Genomic DNA, 15,952 nt, shown 5'->3' on the forward strand with positions numbered 1-15,952 from the left:
AGTTGTAATACATAATTCTAAACAAAAAAGCCTCTTTGTTAAATTTCAAAGAGGCTTTTTTTATGTTTAATGTTTCGTAACATTTGTTAGAATATCAGGAAAATAAAGGTCTGATAGATGCGCAAATTCGTCTCCACGCATGAAAATACTAGGGTCAACATCTGAGAAGCTCTTTTTGCCGGCTGCAGCCAAAAGTTCGTTTGCAGAATGTAGTGTGTTTTTATGAAAATGATAAACACGATCTGATTTATCGGTGACAACCAAACCTTTCATCAGCATTTTATTTTGAGTGGCAACTCCCGTTGGACATTCATTATTGTGACAACGTAATGCCTGAATACAGCCTAGCGAAAACATAAAACCACGTGCACTATTACACATATCTGCTCCTAAAGCGATTGCATGCAAAATAGAATAACCCGAAATGATTTTTCCACTACCAATAATGCGTATTTTATCACGGATATTTAAGCGAATCAGAGTTTTGTTTACAAATATTAAAGCAGGCTCAAAAGGCATTCCAACACCATCTGCAAATTCTAGCGGAGCAGCTCCGGTTCCTCCTTCGGCACCATCAATAGTTATGAAATCAGGGAAGATATCTTCGGCAATCATTTCGTGGCAAATCGCTTCAAATTCGACTGTGTTTCCAATACAAAGTTTGAATCCAATTGGTTTTCCATTTGATAATTCACGCAATTGAGCAATAAAACGAATAAGTCCTTTTATGTCTGAAAAAGCATGATGACCTGGAGGCGAAAGAATCATGGTGTGAGGTTCAACGCCTCTTATTTTTGCAATTTGTTCTGTATTTTTAGCTGCCGGAAGTACACCACCGTGACCAGGTTTTGCACCTTGCGAAAGCTTAATTTCAATCATTTTAACATTAGGAAGATTGGCTTTTTCTGAAAAATTTTCAGGACTAAAATTTCCTTGAGCATCACGACAACCAAAATATCCTGTACCAATTTGCCAGGTAATATCGCCACCGCCGGCAAGATGAAATTCGGTTAAACCACCTTCTCCTGTATTTTGATAGAAGTTTCCTTTTTTAGCACCAATATTAATGGCACGAACTGCATTTTCGCTAAGCGAACCAAAACTCATCGCTGATACATTAAATAAAGAAGCCAAATATGGTTGTTTACAATCTTTTCCTCCAACTAATACACGAGGTAATTCTTCGTTTACTTTTGCCGGAAAAATAGAATGTTTTATACCTTCATAACTGTCATGATTTAGATTTTGCTGTGTTCCAAATGGCGTACTTGAATCTATATTTTTGGCTCTTTGATATACTAAAGAACGTTGATTTCTGGAGAAAGGTTTTCCGTCAGTAGATCTTTCGATAAAATATTGCTGAATTTCTGGTGCAATCATTTCAAACAAATATCTGAAATATCCTAAAACAGGAAAATTTCTTAAAATGGCATGCTTTTTCTGAAGTGCATTATAAACACCAATAACCAAAAGTATTGGTATGATAATAACCAGTAAAAAACCGCGATCAGTATAATAATACGTTGCTGCAACAATTAGAAACAATAAGAATCCGTAGATAAAGAATTTTTTTCTCATGTTTTCAAAATTTTAATAGGTAATAATATTAGTAATTAATTGAATCGTAATCTAACGTAAACATGTTTAATGCCTTTCTTATCAGATTCTCTTTCGTCGATTTCAAGAATATCGGTCAACGATTTTAGCATTGGCGTAAGCTTAGAAAAACCATAATTTCTTGGGTCAAATTCTGGTTTTTTCTTTACGATTAAGTTCCCAACATCGCCTAAGAATGCCCAGCCATCATCGTCTTCAATATCTTCGATTGTGGCTTCAATAAGTTCAATAGTTTGTTTATCGATTTTATGCAACGCTTTTTCGGCAGGTTTCTCAACCGGTTTTTTAGCATCTGTTGTAGTAGTCGTTACTTTTGGTTTTTTCTTCTGAATTGCTCCATCCAAAACCTCAATGTATATAAACCTGTCACAGGCAACTATAAAGGAGTTTGGAGTTTTCTTTTCTCCAATACCAATAACTTTCATACCGGATTCTCTCAATCGAATCGCTAAACGGGTGAAATCACTGTCGCTTGAAACAATACAAAAACCATCCAGTTTACCGGAATAAAGCAAATCCATTGCATCAATAATCAGAGCAGAATCTGAGGAATTTTTCCCAACAGTATAACTATATTGTTGAATAGGAGTAATGGCATGTTCTAGTAAAACACCTTTCCAACCGTTAGAATTCGGTTTAGTCCAGTCTGCATAAATACGTTTTGTGGTTGGTGTTCCAAACTTTGTTATTTCTTCCATCATACCTTTTACGTTGCTGTATGGAACGTTGTCGGCATCAATAAGAACGGCTAATTTTAAATCTTTGGAGTTGCTTAAAGCCATTATTTATGTATTAAAAAATTAGATACTTCCAAAGGTAAAACTAAAATTGGTTTTATGGGAATTTGATCTTAAATAAGTCTTTTTACGGATATTAATTATTTTGATTATAAATAAGATATTTTTTATAAAAACTAATTAAAGATAAATTTGTCTTTTAATAAAGGTTTAAATATATTTGTAATGAATTTAATCCTTTTTATATGTTTTCAAAAGCGTGTGAGTACGGCATTCGGGCTTCTATATTTATTGCAACCAAATCTTCAGAAGGGATTCGAGTTGGAATAAAAGATGTGGCAAAAGAAATTGATTCTCCGGAACCTTTTACGGCCAAAATAATGCAGATTCTTACCAAGAATAATATCATTGTTTCGGCAAAAGGAGTAGGCGGTGGTTTTGAAGTTTCGAATGAAGCTGTAAAAACGATAAAGTTAATTCAGATTGTCGACGCCATTGATGGAGACACTATATATAAAGGTTGCGGTATTGGACTAAAAGAATGCTCAGAAACGCATCCTTGTCCGGTTCATAATGACTTTAAAAAAATCCGCGAATTGTTATTGGCAATGCTCACCAATACAACATTAGAACAGTTGGCTTCGGGAGTAAATTCAGGAGATTTTTATTTAAAAATATTGAATAAAAGCGAATAAAAGATTATAATTTAAATACTTATATAATGAATAAAAAAGTCAAAATTTCGATGGTAATGCTAATGGGAGCTTTAGCAATAACTTCTTGCGGAAAAAAAGAAACAACGCCAACAGATGATCAAACAGAAGTTTGTGAACCAACTGGCGAAGGAGAAACTCCGGCTGTAAGCAATGTTATTGTTATAGAAGGAAATGACCAAATGCAGTTTGATAAAACAGAATTGCACGCTGTTGCCGGAAAACCAATTACGTTAACGCTAAAACACGTTGGACAAACGCCAAAAGTAGCGATGGGACATAATGTAGTGATTTTGCAAGAAGGTACAGATGAAGCTGCTTTTGCTGCAAAAGCAATTACTGCAAAAGACACGGATTATATTCCTGCTTCAGAAAAAGCCTCAATTGTTGCTCATACTAAATTACTTGGCGGAGGTGAAGAGGATACAATCGAGTTTACCATTGATAAAAAAGGAACTTATAACTTTTTATGTACTTTTCCAGGGCATTTTGCTATGATGAAAGGCGTTTTAATAGTAGAATAAAGTATAAACTCTAATGCTTTTGAGTGCTAGAGTTTTTTAATATTGCAATAAAAGATAAAATTGTCTTTTATTGTATTTTCAAGTAAATAATAATTAAATAAAAAGTAGAATGGAAAATTTAAAAAATAAAACAGTTGGTTCATTTGTAGCACAGGATTTTAGAACAGCTGCAGTATTTACAAAATATCAAATCGATTTTTGCTGTAAAGGCAACAGAACGATTGATGAGGTTTGCGAAAAACAAAAAATAGACGCAGATGTATTATTGCAAAATGTCTACGATGTTCTTCAATCTGAAAGTGGTAATACAATAGATTTTAATTCATGGCCTTTAGATTTGTTAGTAGATTATATCGAGAAAACCCATCATCGTTATGTCGAAGATAAAACGGGTGTTCTTGTTAAGTTTTTGGATAAATTATGTAGTGTTCATGGTTCAGGTCATCCGGAATTGTTTAAGATCAATGAATTGTTTACGGCAGGAGCAGGCGAGCTTTCACAACATATGAAAAAAGAAGAATTGATGCTATTTCCTTTTATCAAAAGAATGGTAAAAACCAAAGAATCTAACGGAGTTTTATCTCAACCCTCTTTTGGAACTGTGTCAAATCCAATTGCGATGATGATGCAGGAACATGATAATGAAGGAGAACGTTTTAGAGAAATTGCACTTTTGACCAATAATTATACTCCGCCAAGCGACGGATGTACAACTTATAAAGTAACTTTTGCAATGCTAAAAGAGTTTGAAGAAGATTTGCATAAACATATTCATCTTGAGAACAATATTTTGTTTCCAAAAGCTGTAATTTTAGAAGCAGAGTTCGCGTAAAAATAAAAAATTGTAATTAAGAAAATGCACTAATTGAATCATATTAAAATTGATTGCTTTTGGTGCATTTTTATTTAAAAGAAATAAAACTAAATCGATATGAGTTCTCAAAGAAGTTGGATTATTTGCTGCTTTTTTAATTTTCTGATAGCGTCAGTTATCGGATTGTTGATGCGTTTTTCATATTTATTCCCGTTAGAAAGTATAAATTATATTTATCTGCTTCATGCACATTCTCATGTTGCAATGTTGGGTTGGGTTTATTTGATGATTTACGTTTTGGTTGTTCATTTTTTTATTCCGAAAAATAAAAGTCAGAAACCAATTTACAGTCAATTATTCTGGATTACTGAATTTAGCGTTATCGGAATGATGATTTCTTTTCCAATTCAGGGATATGCTTTGTTTTCGATTGTATTTTCGACGTTGCATATTTTATTGAGTTATGTTTTTTGCTGGTTGGTTTGGCAAGATTGTTCTATTGGTAGAACGTGCGATAAAAAACTTTTGCAGACGGCAATTTTGTTCATGGTTTTTTCCACTTTTGGAGTTTGGTGTTTAGGGCCAGCAATAAATATGATGGGAAAACAAAGTTCTTTTTATCAAATTGCAATTCAGTTTTTTCTGCATTTTCAATTTAATGGTTGGTTTTTATTTGCAGTTTTGGCTTTGTTTCTAAAACAATTTAAAAGTAAAATAGCTGTAAATGAGTTTAAAACATTTTGGGTATTACTTATTCTCGCTACTTTTTTTACCGTTGCATTTCCTATAAGTTGGTACGTTAAAAGTAATATTTTAAAAGCAATTAATACATTTGGAGTTCTGTTGCAATTGCTGTCTTTTGTTTATTTCTACAATATGCTTAAACCTCAAATAAATGAGTTTAAAACAAGTTTAGATTCGACAGCGAAATGGGTTTACGGTTTAGCATTATGGTCTCTATTTCTAAAAATCGGAATACAATTAATGTTGGTATTTCCAGATCTTGCTGAGGTTTCGCATCAAATAAGAAATTGGGTTATTGGATTTATTCATTTAACAACTTTGGGAATCATAACAGGATTTTTATTGGGAATACTGATTCAGAATAAACTTTTATCAGCTCAATCTTATTGGTTTAAAATTGGAATAAAATCTTTCTTTTTAGGATATGTACTAACCGAAATAATATTGTTTCTGCAAGGTTTGTTTTTTTATAAAAATAGAGGATTGCTTTTTGGATATTATGAAAGTATTTTTGGAACTAGTGTTTTTATAGTCAGTGGTTTAATGTTGATTATTAGTTCAATAATGAGCAAAAAAAAGCAAGAGTCAATTAATTAAAATCTTCTCTTGCTCTTTTACGAATCAACCTTTAACCTATATTTTTTGAGCTTCTTGATTTATTCTTTCTATTGTTTCATTATTATTTACGCCCAAACCTTCTTGCTGAAATATCAATTCGCCATCAGGATTAAAAACGCTTATAATGTTCGAATGTGAAAATTCCATAGGAGATATTTGTTTGTAATTTACGGCCAGAACCGCAGCAAATTCTCTTGTATTATCTTCTGTAGAACGAAGAAAGATCCAAGGGTTTTGATTCATATTATTGGCTATTGCAAACGCTTTTAATTTTTGTGGAGTATCTGTTTTCGGATCAATGCTTACCAGAATAAGTTTGACATTTTTTTTAGTTTTCAGATCCAGTTTTTTTTCAATATCTCTCATGTCTGCGACTAATCTTGGGCAAGCAGCTTTGCAGGAAGTGTAGATCATAACCATAACAAGGACATTTCCTTTAAGACTTTTGAGTTCAATGTTTTTTCCGTCTTGAGTAGTCCATTGTGAAGGCAAATTGTAAATAGATAAATCTGTGATCTCTTTGGTTTTTGCTACAGGTTTAGTTGCTTCTTTTTTAGAATCTTTACAGCTTTGTAAAGTAACGAGAAGAATAAAAAACGTAATTATTGATTTCTTCATTTTAGAATGATTTTGTTATTATAGTTTTGTTGTACTGGCGCATCGAAATCCTAGATTTCGCGTTGAATATTGCGCTTTAAGACTTCCTCTAAAGGCATATCGCATAAAAGCAGCATAATCCATTAAATCTGTTGCGTTGACAGAAGCGGCACCGCAAAAAAGGTTTTTGTCTTGGCTTTTGTCTTTTCTGGATTCTCCAGATAAAAAAATGCTGTTAAAATCAGCGGTCCATTCCCATACTAATCCGTGCATGTCATAAACGCCCCAATAATTTTGAAAGGTTTTACCTATTGGATTTTCGTATGTTTTTGATTTTTCATACCAGGATAAAATGTATTTGTTGAATTCTGCTTTGGTTCTGGCATCAATTTTTTTTTCATCGGCCATAGCCACATATTCCCATTCATCCATTGTTGGTAAGCGTTTTCCTTGACATTCGCAATATTTTTTGGCAGCAAACCATGAAACATTTGCAACAGGAGATTTAGGATTTGCATTTCCAAAATCAAAATCAGACTTCCAATAAGATAAATAACTTTTATCGGCAAAAATTCCTTTTATTTTGGATTTACTAAAGCTTGGATTCTTTTTAATAAAGCTCAAATACTCGCTATTCGTTATAGGATAGACATCAATATAGAACGATCTAACGTTTACCGGTTTTTTTGCTGTAGCTCCGTAAAGAGGGACAAAAGTGCCCTCTTTTATCGGAACCATTCTCGATTCCTGCCCATTTATAGATGGAATTTGAGCAAGGAAAAGAATAATAATTAAAATGCTTTTTCGCATATTATTGCTGCTATTATCGTTGGGATTTTACCATTTCAGGAGTTACTTCAGTTTTATTATTTCCCCAACTGTTATAGATGTAAGTCATAACATTGGCAATTTCATCATCAGATAAGTTTTGCGCTGGCATAATGCTGTTAAATTTTTCCCCGTTTACGGTTACTTCCCCACTTAAACCATGTAAAATTGTTTTAATAGCACGTTTAGAATCAGCGTTTAGATAATCTGATTTTGCAAGTGGAGGGAAAGCATGCGGAATTCCTTGTCCTTCAGATTGATGGCAGGCAAAACAGGTTGTCCCGAATATTTCTTTTCCAATTTTAATTTTCTCAGCGATTGTTCTCTTAGGAATTGCTGTTTTTGCTGTTTTGACTACAGGCATATTCTGGATTGTTCCGCCTTCAGGCAAATAGATTCCTTCTTGGATTGTTCCTGAATAAATCTTTTTATTTTCGTTACCTTCAACTTTCAGAATTCCTAAAGCACCTTTATTAAATGCTCTAAATATGGAGTGATCTACTATGATAAAATTTCCCGGAGTCTCGACTTTAAAATCAACAATAGCTGAACCACCGGCTGGAATTAAAGTAGTTTGAACATTTTTGTTGATTAATGCGCCACCTTCTACATGAACATTATCGAATATTTCGCCAATAACGTGAAAAGAGGAAACTAAGTTTGGACCGCCATTTCCAACAAATAATCGTACTGTTTCGCCTACTTTTGCGGTAAGCTCATTTCCATTAGTAAGCGAACCTACTTTTCCGTTAAAAACTACATAATCAGGAGTTTCTTTAACTGCTTTGTTCATATCAAAAGGCTGAAGTCCTTTTGCTCCATATTCGCCTTGCGTATAAAAATCACCTTGCATCACATAATATTCTTTGTCAACTGGAGGAAGTCCGCCTTCTGGTTCGACCAAAATTAAACCATACATTCCGTTCGCAATGTGCATTCCTACAGGTGCAGTCGCGCAATGATATACATATAAGCCAGGATTTATTACTTTAAAACTAAATACCTTTTCATGACCCGGAGCGACCAATGAAGAACTTGCACCACCGCCAGGACCAGTAACGGCATGTAAGTCAATATTATGAGGTAATTTATTATCAGGATGATTCTTTAAATGAAACTCAACTTCGTCTCCAACACGGGTTCTAATGAAGCTTCCGGGTACAGAACCACCAAATGTCCAGTAGGTATATTTTACACCATCGGTCATGATACCTTCCTGTTCTTTTATTTCCATATTAACCTTTAGTTTCATGGCAGATCTATTGCCAATAGGTTTAGGAACTTTAGGTGGTGCCGTAAGTTCGGCTTCCATTTGTCCGTCTGTAATGATTTTAGTGTAATCGCTTGGAGTTGTTTCTTTTTTACAGGATGATACAATCATTATTGTACAAATGGTAAAAAAAAAGATTCTGATTTGACTTGAAATTTTGTACTTCTTTTTCATGATAATTTGGTTTTATTTTAGTTTAAATCTGAAGTAAATATAAAAGACAATTTTGTCTTTTATTATGATAAAAGTCATGTATTGCTTACTTTTTAAGTGCTCTTTTAAGTGTAATTATTCTTTTTTGAAAGTTTAATCTCATAAAAGAGATTTAGATTTAACTGGCTTTTTTTCTGGGAAGTCCCTGATGGCAATATTTTTTAATAAAAATAATTACCTGACTCTATTTTAGAATAATAATCATTATTTTTGCACCCTGTATAAATAAAAATTATTACTTCAAAATATATTTATGGTAAAAGATTTATTCGAAAGAATTCAGAACAATAAAGGGCCATTAGGAAAATGGGCTTCACAAGCTGAGGGGTATTTTGTATTCCCTAAATTAGAAGGAGAACTTGGTCCAAGAATGAAATTTGGTGGAAAAGATATTTTAAATTGGAGTTTGAATGACTATTTAGGTCTTGCAAATCATCCGGAGGTTCGTCAGGCGGATATTGATGCTGCAACACAATACGGTGCAGCTTACCCAATGGGAGCTCGTATGATGTCAGGACATACTAAATACCATGAACAATTAGAAAATGAATTGGCTGAGTTTGTAATGAAACCAGCTGCTTATTTATTGAATTTTGGTTATCAGGGAATGGTGTCTATTATTGATGCTTTAGTAACTAAAAATGATATTATTGTTTATGATGTAGATTCTCATGCTTGTATTATTGATGGTGTTCGTTTGCATATGGGTAAACGTTTTACATACAAACACAATGATCTTGAAAGTATGGAAAAAAACCTGCAACGTGCTACTAAAATGGCTACAGAAACAGGTGGTGGAATTCTTTTTATTACAGAAGGTGTTTTTGGAATGAGAGGACAACAAGGAAAATTAAAAGAAATTGTTGCTTTAAAAGAAAAATATAATTTCCGTTTATTAGTTGATGATGCACACGGTTTTGGTACTCTTGGTAAAACAGGAGCTGGAGCAGGTGAGGAGCAAGGAGTTCAGGATGGTATTGATGTTTATTTCTCTACGTTTGCAAAATCAATGGCTAATATTGGAGCTTTTGTAGCTGCAGATCAAGATATTATTGATTATTTAAAATATAATTTACGTTCTCAAATGTTTGCAAAAGCATTGCCAATGATTCAAACAATTGGTTCTTTGAAACGTTTAGAGTTATTGCGTAATCACCCGGAATTGAAAGATAAACTTTGGGAAAATGTAAATGCATTACAAAACGGATTACGTTCTAGAAACTTCAATATTGGAGATACAAATACTTGCGTAACACCAGTTTATTTACAAGGAAGTGTTCCTGAAGCAATGGTAATGGTAAACGATTTAAGAGAAAACTACGGTATTTTCTTGTCGATTGTAATTTATCCTGTAATTCCAAAAGGAATTATTTTGTTGAGAATGATTCCAACAACTTCACATACTTTAGCTGATATCGACGAAACGTTAACAGCATTTGAAGCTATTCGTGAAAAATTAGAAAACGGTACTTATAAAGAAATTGCAAGCAGAACTACAGTTGATTTAGATGCTTAATTTCTAGAAAATAAATTCCTAATATGGGAATTATGTAAAAAAATCCATTCGTTATGCGAATGGATTTTTTTTATTTAAAGTAAATTTATATTTGTAAACCACAGTAAAAAATAGCATTATGAAAAAAGTATTAGCAATAACAGTAATTATTTTAGTTGTTTTAGTTTCTTGCAAAAAGGCAGAGCCTGCACCTGAAATTATGCCAGATCCTCCAAAAGAAGCTGAGGTTGTAGAGCCAGCGGGAGATCAGTGTTTTGCATCGAGATTAAATGGTAATATCGTTGCATTGAGTTTTAATGTAAATTCACATCAGGAAGTAAATGGAAAATTAAGTTACAACTTAACCGGAAAAGATAAAAACGAAGGAACTTTAATAGGAAACATGAAAGGTGATACCTTGGTTGCAGATTATACTTTTGTATCTGAAGGAGTTTCATCTGTTCGAGAAGTAGTTTTTTTACAAAAAGACGGAACTCTAATTGAAGGATATGGAGATGTAGTAGATGCAAATAATAAAGTAACTTTTAAAGATAAAAAGAAATTAAAATTTGACGCAAAAAATACTTTGACAAAAGTTGATTGTCCTCAATAATAAAGAAATAAAGAAATAAAAAAATTGTAGCAAAAAGAAATCCCATTCAATACGTTGAATGGGATTTTTTGTATTTTTTAAATAATTATTTATAGATATTTTAAATATGTTTTTCTTCTGCAATGAACTTTTGGATCAAAGTTTTTCCATAATAAATGAATCGCTGTGTTTTCTGCTAATTCCGGTGTTCTGATGCAATTCTGGATTCCTTTTTCAGAGAAAGTTTTAAAATATTCATCAAAGATAATCGCTGTAACACCTTTGTTTTGGTAATCAGGATGAACTCCGATAAGGTAAAAAACAACATCTTTACTCTTTTTACGAGCTTTCAATAAATGAATAAATCCAAATGGGAATAACTTTCCTTTTGCTTTTTGTAAAGCTTCAGAAAAACTTGGCATTACAATGCTAAAAGCAACCAAGTTATCATCTTTATCAACCACAAATTTGATGTATTCCGGATTGATAAAACTGATGTATTTCTTTTTAAAATACTCTTTCTGAACATCTGAAATAGCCACAAACGAAGCTAAACTTGCATAAGATTCATTAAACAAATCAAACATTTTGTCCACATGTGGCATAATATCTTTTGTCTTAGTGAAAGTCAGAGCACGCAAACCGTATCTTTTCTTGATTAATTCTTGCGCTTTCAAGAAAAATTCAGGTTTAACGTTCGAAAAAGGAAATATACTTTCTATATATTCTTTTTCCATTTTGAAGCCTAATTCTTCAAAATGAGTTACATAATACGGATTATTGTACCATGTAATCATCGTTCCCATTTGGTCGTAACCTTCTGTAAGAACTCCAACTTTATCCAGATTTGAGAATCCCATTGGGCCTTCAACGTGTTCAAGATTGTGCTGTCTTCCTAATTCATAAACTTTGTCCAATAAAGCTTTTGTAACTTCGATATCGTCAATAACATCAAACCAGCCAAAACGAACTTTCCTTTTGTGTTGATTATTAACTTCAGACCAATTTATAATAGCCGTAATTCTACCAACGATTTCATTGTTTTTGTATGCCAGATAAAAATAAGCTTCGGCACTATCAAAAGCAGGGTTTTTTGTTTTGTCAAATGATTCTAATTCATCTGCAATTATAGGCGGAACCCAATATGGATTGTCTTTGTATAACGAAAACGGAAATTTTATATACTCGGTTATTTCTTTTTTAGACTTGGCTTCTTTTATTGTAATCATTCAAATGGTATTATAATGTGTTTCTTTTGGAGAAGTTTGATTATTAAATTCTTATTCGTATTTCGATTTACGTTTTCTTTCTTTTTCCTGATAATCGACTTCTTTTTTCTCTAAATCGTTATCCTTATTCTTTTTAGCTTTTTCATTGCTTTTATATTCTATTTCTTTCTCTTTGTAACGACCGTCATAACGCCATGAAATGCCAACGCCTCCATATAATATAGAAGGTGTATTTTTGAAGTTAGTACTTATAGAGGCATCAACCTGAAGATTCGGATTAATTAAATAAGCTGCTCCGCCACGAAGAATAGCATCGCTGTAAAAATCACTTTTATAACCTTGATTTTCGATAAAACCAGACCATTTATCATTAAATCCGTGAGTCAAAGTCAATACGTAACCATAACTAGGATAATCTGTTCCAATGTAATCCGCGATAATATTGGTTACAAAAACCCATTTTCCGCCTCCAAAAAGGTTTTGAGTGATCAATGCTACTTTTGGAGAAATAGCAGATTGAGGAGAGAAATAATAAGGATTATCAGCGCCAACAAAATTTGCTCCTGCAAACAATGAAACTGCCGGGATTAATGAATGCCAGTCAAAGCTGCGATTAGCTTTGTAGCTGTATATATTGTCGGTTCTTTTATAGTTTTTGTAAGGATCGTAAATCAAATATTTAGCTCCCAAAACAGTTTGTCTGAAGTTGTTTTTTTTATAAGAGGTATAAGGAGTATCAAAATTCTCCATTTGATATTGAAGATCAAGAATAAATTCCAGCTTTTCAAGAAATGCGCCATATCGCAGCGTTAAATCGGTGCCAAAACCGTTTGCGTTATAGTCTAGTAGATCGTGTTTTTCTTTAATTCCGTAAACGCCAAGTTCAGCTTGAAATACGGTTTTCCCAACTGCGTACGCAGACATTGTTTCGCCTGGACGATTAGAATTGATTACATCGGTATATTGTGCGAAAAAAAGTTGCGGTACAAGAAAAAGTGCTGTAATAAATAAGTTTTTAGTTTTTAACATAAATGTATTTTTTGATTAAAAAGTAATAACGCATTTCAAATGTACTATATTTTATTATTTATTTAAGATTGATATTTTAATTTTAAACAATGGATTTATTAATTTTGGAAAAAATTATACGATTATGCAAGAAGCATCTTTTACAGGTTTAATAAAAGCCATATGTTATATGGTGGCATTTTATTATATTTTTAAGTTTTTGGCTAGAATATTTTTACCGGTATTGGTAAAGAAAGCCGTGGAGAAAGCAGGAGAGAATTTTCAGAGACAACAACAATATAGTCAGGATAATACATGGCAAAAAACGCGTACAAACAATGATGAGATAATCATCAATACTGCCAATGCAAAAAATCCTCGTGAAACCAAAAAGGTTGGCGATTATGTTGATTACGAAGAAATAGATTAAGTTTGTGTCCTAAAAATAGAGGATTCATCATTTAACCAAACCTGCCAAAATTGAAAATAGTAAATAAGTTCTATCCGCATGCCCTTGTTATATTAGGGTTTATTCTCGTTTCTTTAATTTATTTTTATCCTGTTTTACAAGGAAAACAAATTTTCCAATCGGATATTGCTCAATATACCGGAATGGCAAAAGAGCAAAATGACTTTAGAGCAGCAGAACATTCTGAACCTTATTGGACAAATTCAGCATTTGGTGGGATGCCAACATATCAGTTAGGAGCAAATTATCCTAATGATTTAGTAGGACATGTAGATGATATTTTACGTTTTTTACCTCGTCCGGCAGATTATCTGTTTTTATATTTCTTAGGTTTTTATGGTTTATTATTAGTCTTAAAAACAGATCCTCTAAAAGCTTTTATTGGGGCAATTGCCTTTGGTTTTTCTACCTATTTAATCATTATACTAGGAGTTGGTCATAATGCAAAAGCGCATGCAATTGCTTATATGCCATTGGTTATTGCCGGATTTATAATGGTTTTCCAGAAAAAATATATTTGGGGCGGTTTGCTCACTATGTTTGCGGTTGCACTTGAAGTGAATGCGAATCACTTTCAAATGACTTATTATTTATTGATCTTCTTATTGATACTTTCAGGATATTTTGCTTTTCAATTTATTAAGGAAAGAGAATACAAGCCACTTTTGATTGCAATAGGAACTTTGGCTGTAGCCGGAATTTTTGCAATTGGAGCCAATGCTACCAATTTAATGGCTACAAGCGAATATGCTAAATATAGTATTCGTGATAAAAGCGAATTGACTTTTAATCCTGATGGGTCAAAAAATCAAACAACAGCATCTATGACAACTGACTATATTACAGAATATAGTTATGGAATTGCAGAAAGTCTGAACTTAATTGCACCAAGAATTTTTGGAGGTTCAAGTCACGAAAACGTAGGTATAGATAGCCGTATGTACTCTTTTATGATAGAACAAGGAGTACCGTCAGAACAAGCTCAGGATTTTGTGTCAGGAATGCCAACTTATTGGGGAGATCAGCCTATCGTTTCTGCACCGGCATATATAGGAGTTGTAGTTTTCTTTTTAGCAGTATTGGCTTTATTTATTGATGAAAGAAAAATAAAATATGTATTTCTTACAGGAGCTTTGTTTACATTGATACTTTCCTGGGGAAAAAATTTCTCTGCTTTAACAAACTTTTTTATCGAATACGTTCCAATGTATGATAAATTTAGAGCAGTATCTTCTATTCAGGTTATATTAGAATTGTGTTTTCCTGTGCTTGCTGTTATGGGATTACAATCGTTTTTTAAAGCAAAAGACGAACCAAAATTGCAGCAAAAAGCTTTAGTACAAACAGGTGTTTTTGGTCTTGGTGTTTTATTGATTTTAGTATTTGCTAAAAGTATGTTCCACTTTACAGGAATGAGTGATAGTTATTTCATGCAAACCTATGGACCAGCTTTTGTGGATGCTTTAAAAGAAGACAGAATGAGTCTTTACTCAGCAGATTTATTGCGTTCTGGCTTTTTTATTGTAGTGACTTCTGGAATCTTATGGTTGTTTGTAAAAAATAAATTAGCTCAAAATACCACTTTAATTATTGTTGGTCTTTTAATGATTTTTGATTTGTTTTTTGTAGACAAAAGATATGTTTCAGCAAAAGATTTTGTGAGTCCGGTGCAAATTGCAGCTCCATTTCAGGAAACACAAGCAGATAGTGAAATTTTAAAAGATACGTCAATCTATCGTGTATTTGATCCGCAAGGACAATTGCAGGGAAGATCTTCTTATTTTCATAAAACAATTGGTGGTTACAGCGCTGTAAGACCAAGAAGAATGCAGCAGTTATTTGATTATCAAATTGTAAAAAATAATATAGAAGTACTTAATATGTTGAATGTTAAGTACGTGATTCAAGTTGATAAAGAAGGAAAAGAATATCCTGTTGTAAATCCTGATGCAAACGGAAACGCTTGGTTTGTAACTACCGTAAAATTGGTCAATAAGCCAGATGATGTCATGAAAGCTTTAGATCATATTGATACTAAAACAGTGGCTGTTTTTAACGTTCGTGAGCATGAAGGTAAATTTAGAAATGCCCGAATGAAAAAACAATGGGACACAACTGGAACAATTAAAGTAGTAGAATATAAACCAAACTACATTAAATACCAATCTGATAACGGAAAAGACGGTTTAGCAGTATTCTCTGAAATGTACTATAAAAATGGATGGAATGCTTATATAGATGGTCAGTTAACAGATCATTTTCCGGTTGATTACGTTTTAAGAGCAATGGAAGTTCCAGGAGGAAAACATACAATAGAGTTTAAATTTGAGCCAGAGGTTGTAAAAACCGGAGGAACAATTACTTTAGTAAGTTGCATTGGAATGCTTTTACTTTTGATTGGTGGAGTTTATTTTGAAAGAAAAAAATCTGGTGCTAAAAGCTAGAACTTTGATTTTCTTTCTTATTTGGGATTGTCTATCATTT

The 15,952-nt window shown here is 32.8% G+C and carries 15 protein-coding genes; 8 read left to right on the top strand and 7 right to left on the bottom strand.

Going from position 1 to position 15,952, the window contains the following annotated elements; translation table 11 throughout:
* Positions 1–66: 66 nt before the first annotated feature.
* Together CLU81_RS20655 and CLU81_RS20660 are read right to left on the bottom strand one after the other, a co-directional pair.
* On the bottom strand, positions 67–1,578 hold the full coding sequence (locus tag CLU81_RS20655) for an FMN-binding glutamate synthase family protein (RefSeq protein WP_099711528.1): 1,512 nt from the start codon (positions 1,576–1,578) through the stop codon (positions 67–69).
* A 35-nt stretch (positions 1,579–1,613) separates the two neighbouring features.
* Entirely contained in the window at positions 1,614–2,399 is a 786-nt protein-coding gene (locus tag CLU81_RS20660) for an NYN domain-containing protein (RefSeq protein WP_099711529.1), read from the bottom strand.
* Between the two features lie 200 nt (positions 2,400–2,599).
* Here CLU81_RS20660 and CLU81_RS20665 point away from each other — a divergent pair, with 200 nt between their 5' ends.
* From CLU81_RS20665 to CLU81_RS20680, 4 genes are all read left to right on the top strand, one after another.
* On the top strand, positions 2,600–3,049 hold the full coding sequence (locus tag CLU81_RS20665) for an Rrf2 family transcriptional regulator (protein WP_099711530.1): 450 nt from the start codon (positions 2,600–2,602) through the stop codon (positions 3,047–3,049).
* Between the two features lie 26 nt (positions 3,050–3,075).
* Positions 3,076–3,591 carry an azurin gene (azu, locus tag CLU81_RS20670; RefSeq protein WP_099711531.1) on the top strand — a complete coding sequence of 172 codons (516 nt, stop codon included), beginning with the start codon at positions 3,076–3,078 and terminating at the stop codon, positions 3,589–3,591.
* A 109-nt stretch (positions 3,592–3,700) separates the two neighbouring features.
* Positions 3,701–4,423, top strand: a complete 723-nt coding sequence (gene ric / locus CLU81_RS20675) for an iron-sulfur cluster repair di-iron protein (RefSeq protein WP_099711532.1) — start codon at positions 3,701–3,703, stop codon at positions 4,421–4,423.
* A gap of 99 nt (positions 4,424–4,522) precedes the next feature.
* Positions 4,523–5,746, top strand: a complete 1,224-nt coding sequence (locus CLU81_RS20680; protein WP_099711533.1) for a hypothetical protein — start codon at positions 4,523–4,525, stop codon at positions 5,744–5,746.
* A gap of 36 nt (positions 5,747–5,782) precedes the next feature.
* Here CLU81_RS20680 and CLU81_RS20685 read toward each other — a convergent pair whose 3' ends face one another.
* From CLU81_RS20685 to nirK, 3 genes are read right to left on the bottom strand one after another with little or no spacing between them, the layout of a single operon-like run.
* On the bottom strand, positions 5,783–6,385 hold the full coding sequence (locus CLU81_RS20685; RefSeq protein ID WP_099711534.1) for an SCO family protein: 603 nt from the start codon (positions 6,383–6,385) through the stop codon (positions 5,783–5,785).
* An 18-nt stretch (positions 6,386–6,403) separates the two neighbouring features.
* Positions 6,404–7,174 carry a formylglycine-generating enzyme family protein gene (locus CLU81_RS20690; protein ID WP_099711535.1) on the bottom strand — a complete coding sequence of 257 codons (771 nt, stop codon included), beginning with the start codon at positions 7,172–7,174 and terminating at the stop codon, positions 6,404–6,406.
* A gap of 13 nt (positions 7,175–7,187) precedes the next feature.
* Positions 7,188–8,636 (bottom strand): copper-containing nitrite reductase, encoded by a 1,449-nt coding sequence (gene nirK / locus CLU81_RS20695; RefSeq protein WP_099711536.1) that lies wholly within the window; start codon positions 8,634–8,636, stop codon positions 7,188–7,190.
* 292 nt (positions 8,637–8,928) lie between these two features.
* Between nirK and CLU81_RS20700 the strand changes: the two genes are divergently transcribed.
* Positions 8,929–10,191: a pyridoxal phosphate-dependent aminotransferase family protein gene (locus CLU81_RS20700; RefSeq protein ID WP_099711537.1), complete on the top strand. Its 1,263-nt coding sequence runs from the start codon at positions 8,929–8,931 to the stop codon at positions 10,189–10,191.
* A gap of 118 nt (positions 10,192–10,309) precedes the next feature.
* Entirely contained in the window at positions 10,310–10,783 is a 474-nt protein-coding gene (locus tag CLU81_RS20705) for a hypothetical protein (RefSeq protein ID WP_099711538.1), read from the top strand.
* A gap of 89 nt (positions 10,784–10,872) precedes the next feature.
* Here CLU81_RS20705 and CLU81_RS20710 read toward each other — a convergent pair whose 3' ends face one another.
* Both CLU81_RS20710 and CLU81_RS20715 read right to left on the bottom strand, forming a co-directional pair.
* Positions 10,873–11,991, bottom strand: coding sequence for a GNAT family N-acetyltransferase (locus tag CLU81_RS20710; protein WP_099711539.1), 1,119 nt, complete (start codon positions 11,989–11,991; stop codon positions 10,873–10,875).
* A gap of 51 nt (positions 11,992–12,042) precedes the next feature.
* Entirely contained in the window at positions 12,043–13,020 is a 978-nt protein-coding gene (locus CLU81_RS20715; RefSeq protein ID WP_099711540.1) for a transporter, read from the bottom strand.
* Positions 13,021–13,144: 124 nt separating this feature from the next.
* Here CLU81_RS20715 and CLU81_RS20720 point away from each other — a divergent pair, with 124 nt between their 5' ends.
* Entirely contained in the window at positions 13,145–13,429 is a 285-nt protein-coding gene (locus CLU81_RS20720) for a DUF4834 family protein (RefSeq protein ID WP_089352697.1), read from the top strand.
* Positions 13,430–13,479: 50 nt separating this feature from the next.
* Positions 13,480–15,912, top strand: coding sequence for a YfhO family protein (locus CLU81_RS20725; protein WP_099711541.1), 2,433 nt, complete (start codon positions 13,480–13,482; stop codon positions 15,910–15,912).
* The last annotated feature ends 40 nt before the right edge of the window (positions 15,913–15,952 follow it).

Origin of the sequence: Flavobacterium sp. 9 (genome assembly GCF_002754195.1) — a bacterium.
Classification (GTDB): Bacteria; Bacteroidota; Bacteroidia; order Flavobacteriales; family Flavobacteriaceae; genus Flavobacterium.

Excerpts from the sequence above, each read along its gene's own strand:
- CLU81_RS20655 (WP_099711528.1), bottom strand. The coding sequence starts at position 1,578 with ATGAGAAAAAAATTCTTTATCTACGGATTCTTATTGTTTCTAATTGTT.
- CLU81_RS20660 (WP_099711529.1), bottom strand. The coding sequence starts at position 2,399 with ATGGCTTTAAGCAACTCCAAAGATTTAAAATTAGCCGTTCTTATTGAT.
- CLU81_RS20665 (WP_099711530.1), top strand. The coding sequence starts at position 2,600 with ATGTTTTCAAAAGCGTGTGAGTACGGCATTCGGGCTTCTATATTTATT.
- azu (WP_099711531.1), top strand. The coding sequence starts at position 3,076 with ATGAATAAAAAAGTCAAAATTTCGATGGTAATGCTAATGGGAGCTTTA.
- ric (WP_099711532.1), top strand. The coding sequence starts at position 3,701 with ATGGAAAATTTAAAAAATAAAACAGTTGGTTCATTTGTAGCACAGGAT.
- CLU81_RS20680 (WP_099711533.1), top strand. The coding sequence starts at position 4,523 with ATGAGTTCTCAAAGAAGTTGGATTATTTGCTGCTTTTTTAATTTTCTG.
- CLU81_RS20685 (WP_099711534.1), bottom strand. The coding sequence starts at position 6,385 with ATGAAGAAATCAATAATTACGTTTTTTATTCTTCTCGTTACTTTACAA.
- CLU81_RS20690 (WP_099711535.1), bottom strand. The coding sequence starts at position 7,174 with ATGCGAAAAAGCATTTTAATTATTATTCTTTTCCTTGCTCAAATTCCA.
- nirK (WP_099711536.1), bottom strand. The coding sequence starts at position 8,636 with ATGAAAAAGAAGTACAAAATTTCAAGTCAAATCAGAATCTTTTTTTTT.
- CLU81_RS20700 (WP_099711537.1), top strand. The coding sequence starts at position 8,929 with ATGGTAAAAGATTTATTCGAAAGAATTCAGAACAATAAAGGGCCATTA.
- CLU81_RS20705 (WP_099711538.1), top strand. The coding sequence starts at position 10,310 with ATGAAAAAAGTATTAGCAATAACAGTAATTATTTTAGTTGTTTTAGTT.
- CLU81_RS20710 (WP_099711539.1), bottom strand. The coding sequence starts at position 11,991 with ATGATTACAATAAAAGAAGCCAAGTCTAAAAAAGAAATAACCGAGTAT.
- CLU81_RS20715 (WP_099711540.1), bottom strand. The coding sequence starts at position 13,020 with ATGTTAAAAACTAAAAACTTATTTATTACAGCACTTTTTCTTGTACCG.
- CLU81_RS20720 (WP_089352697.1), top strand. The coding sequence starts at position 13,145 with ATGCAAGAAGCATCTTTTACAGGTTTAATAAAAGCCATATGTTATATG.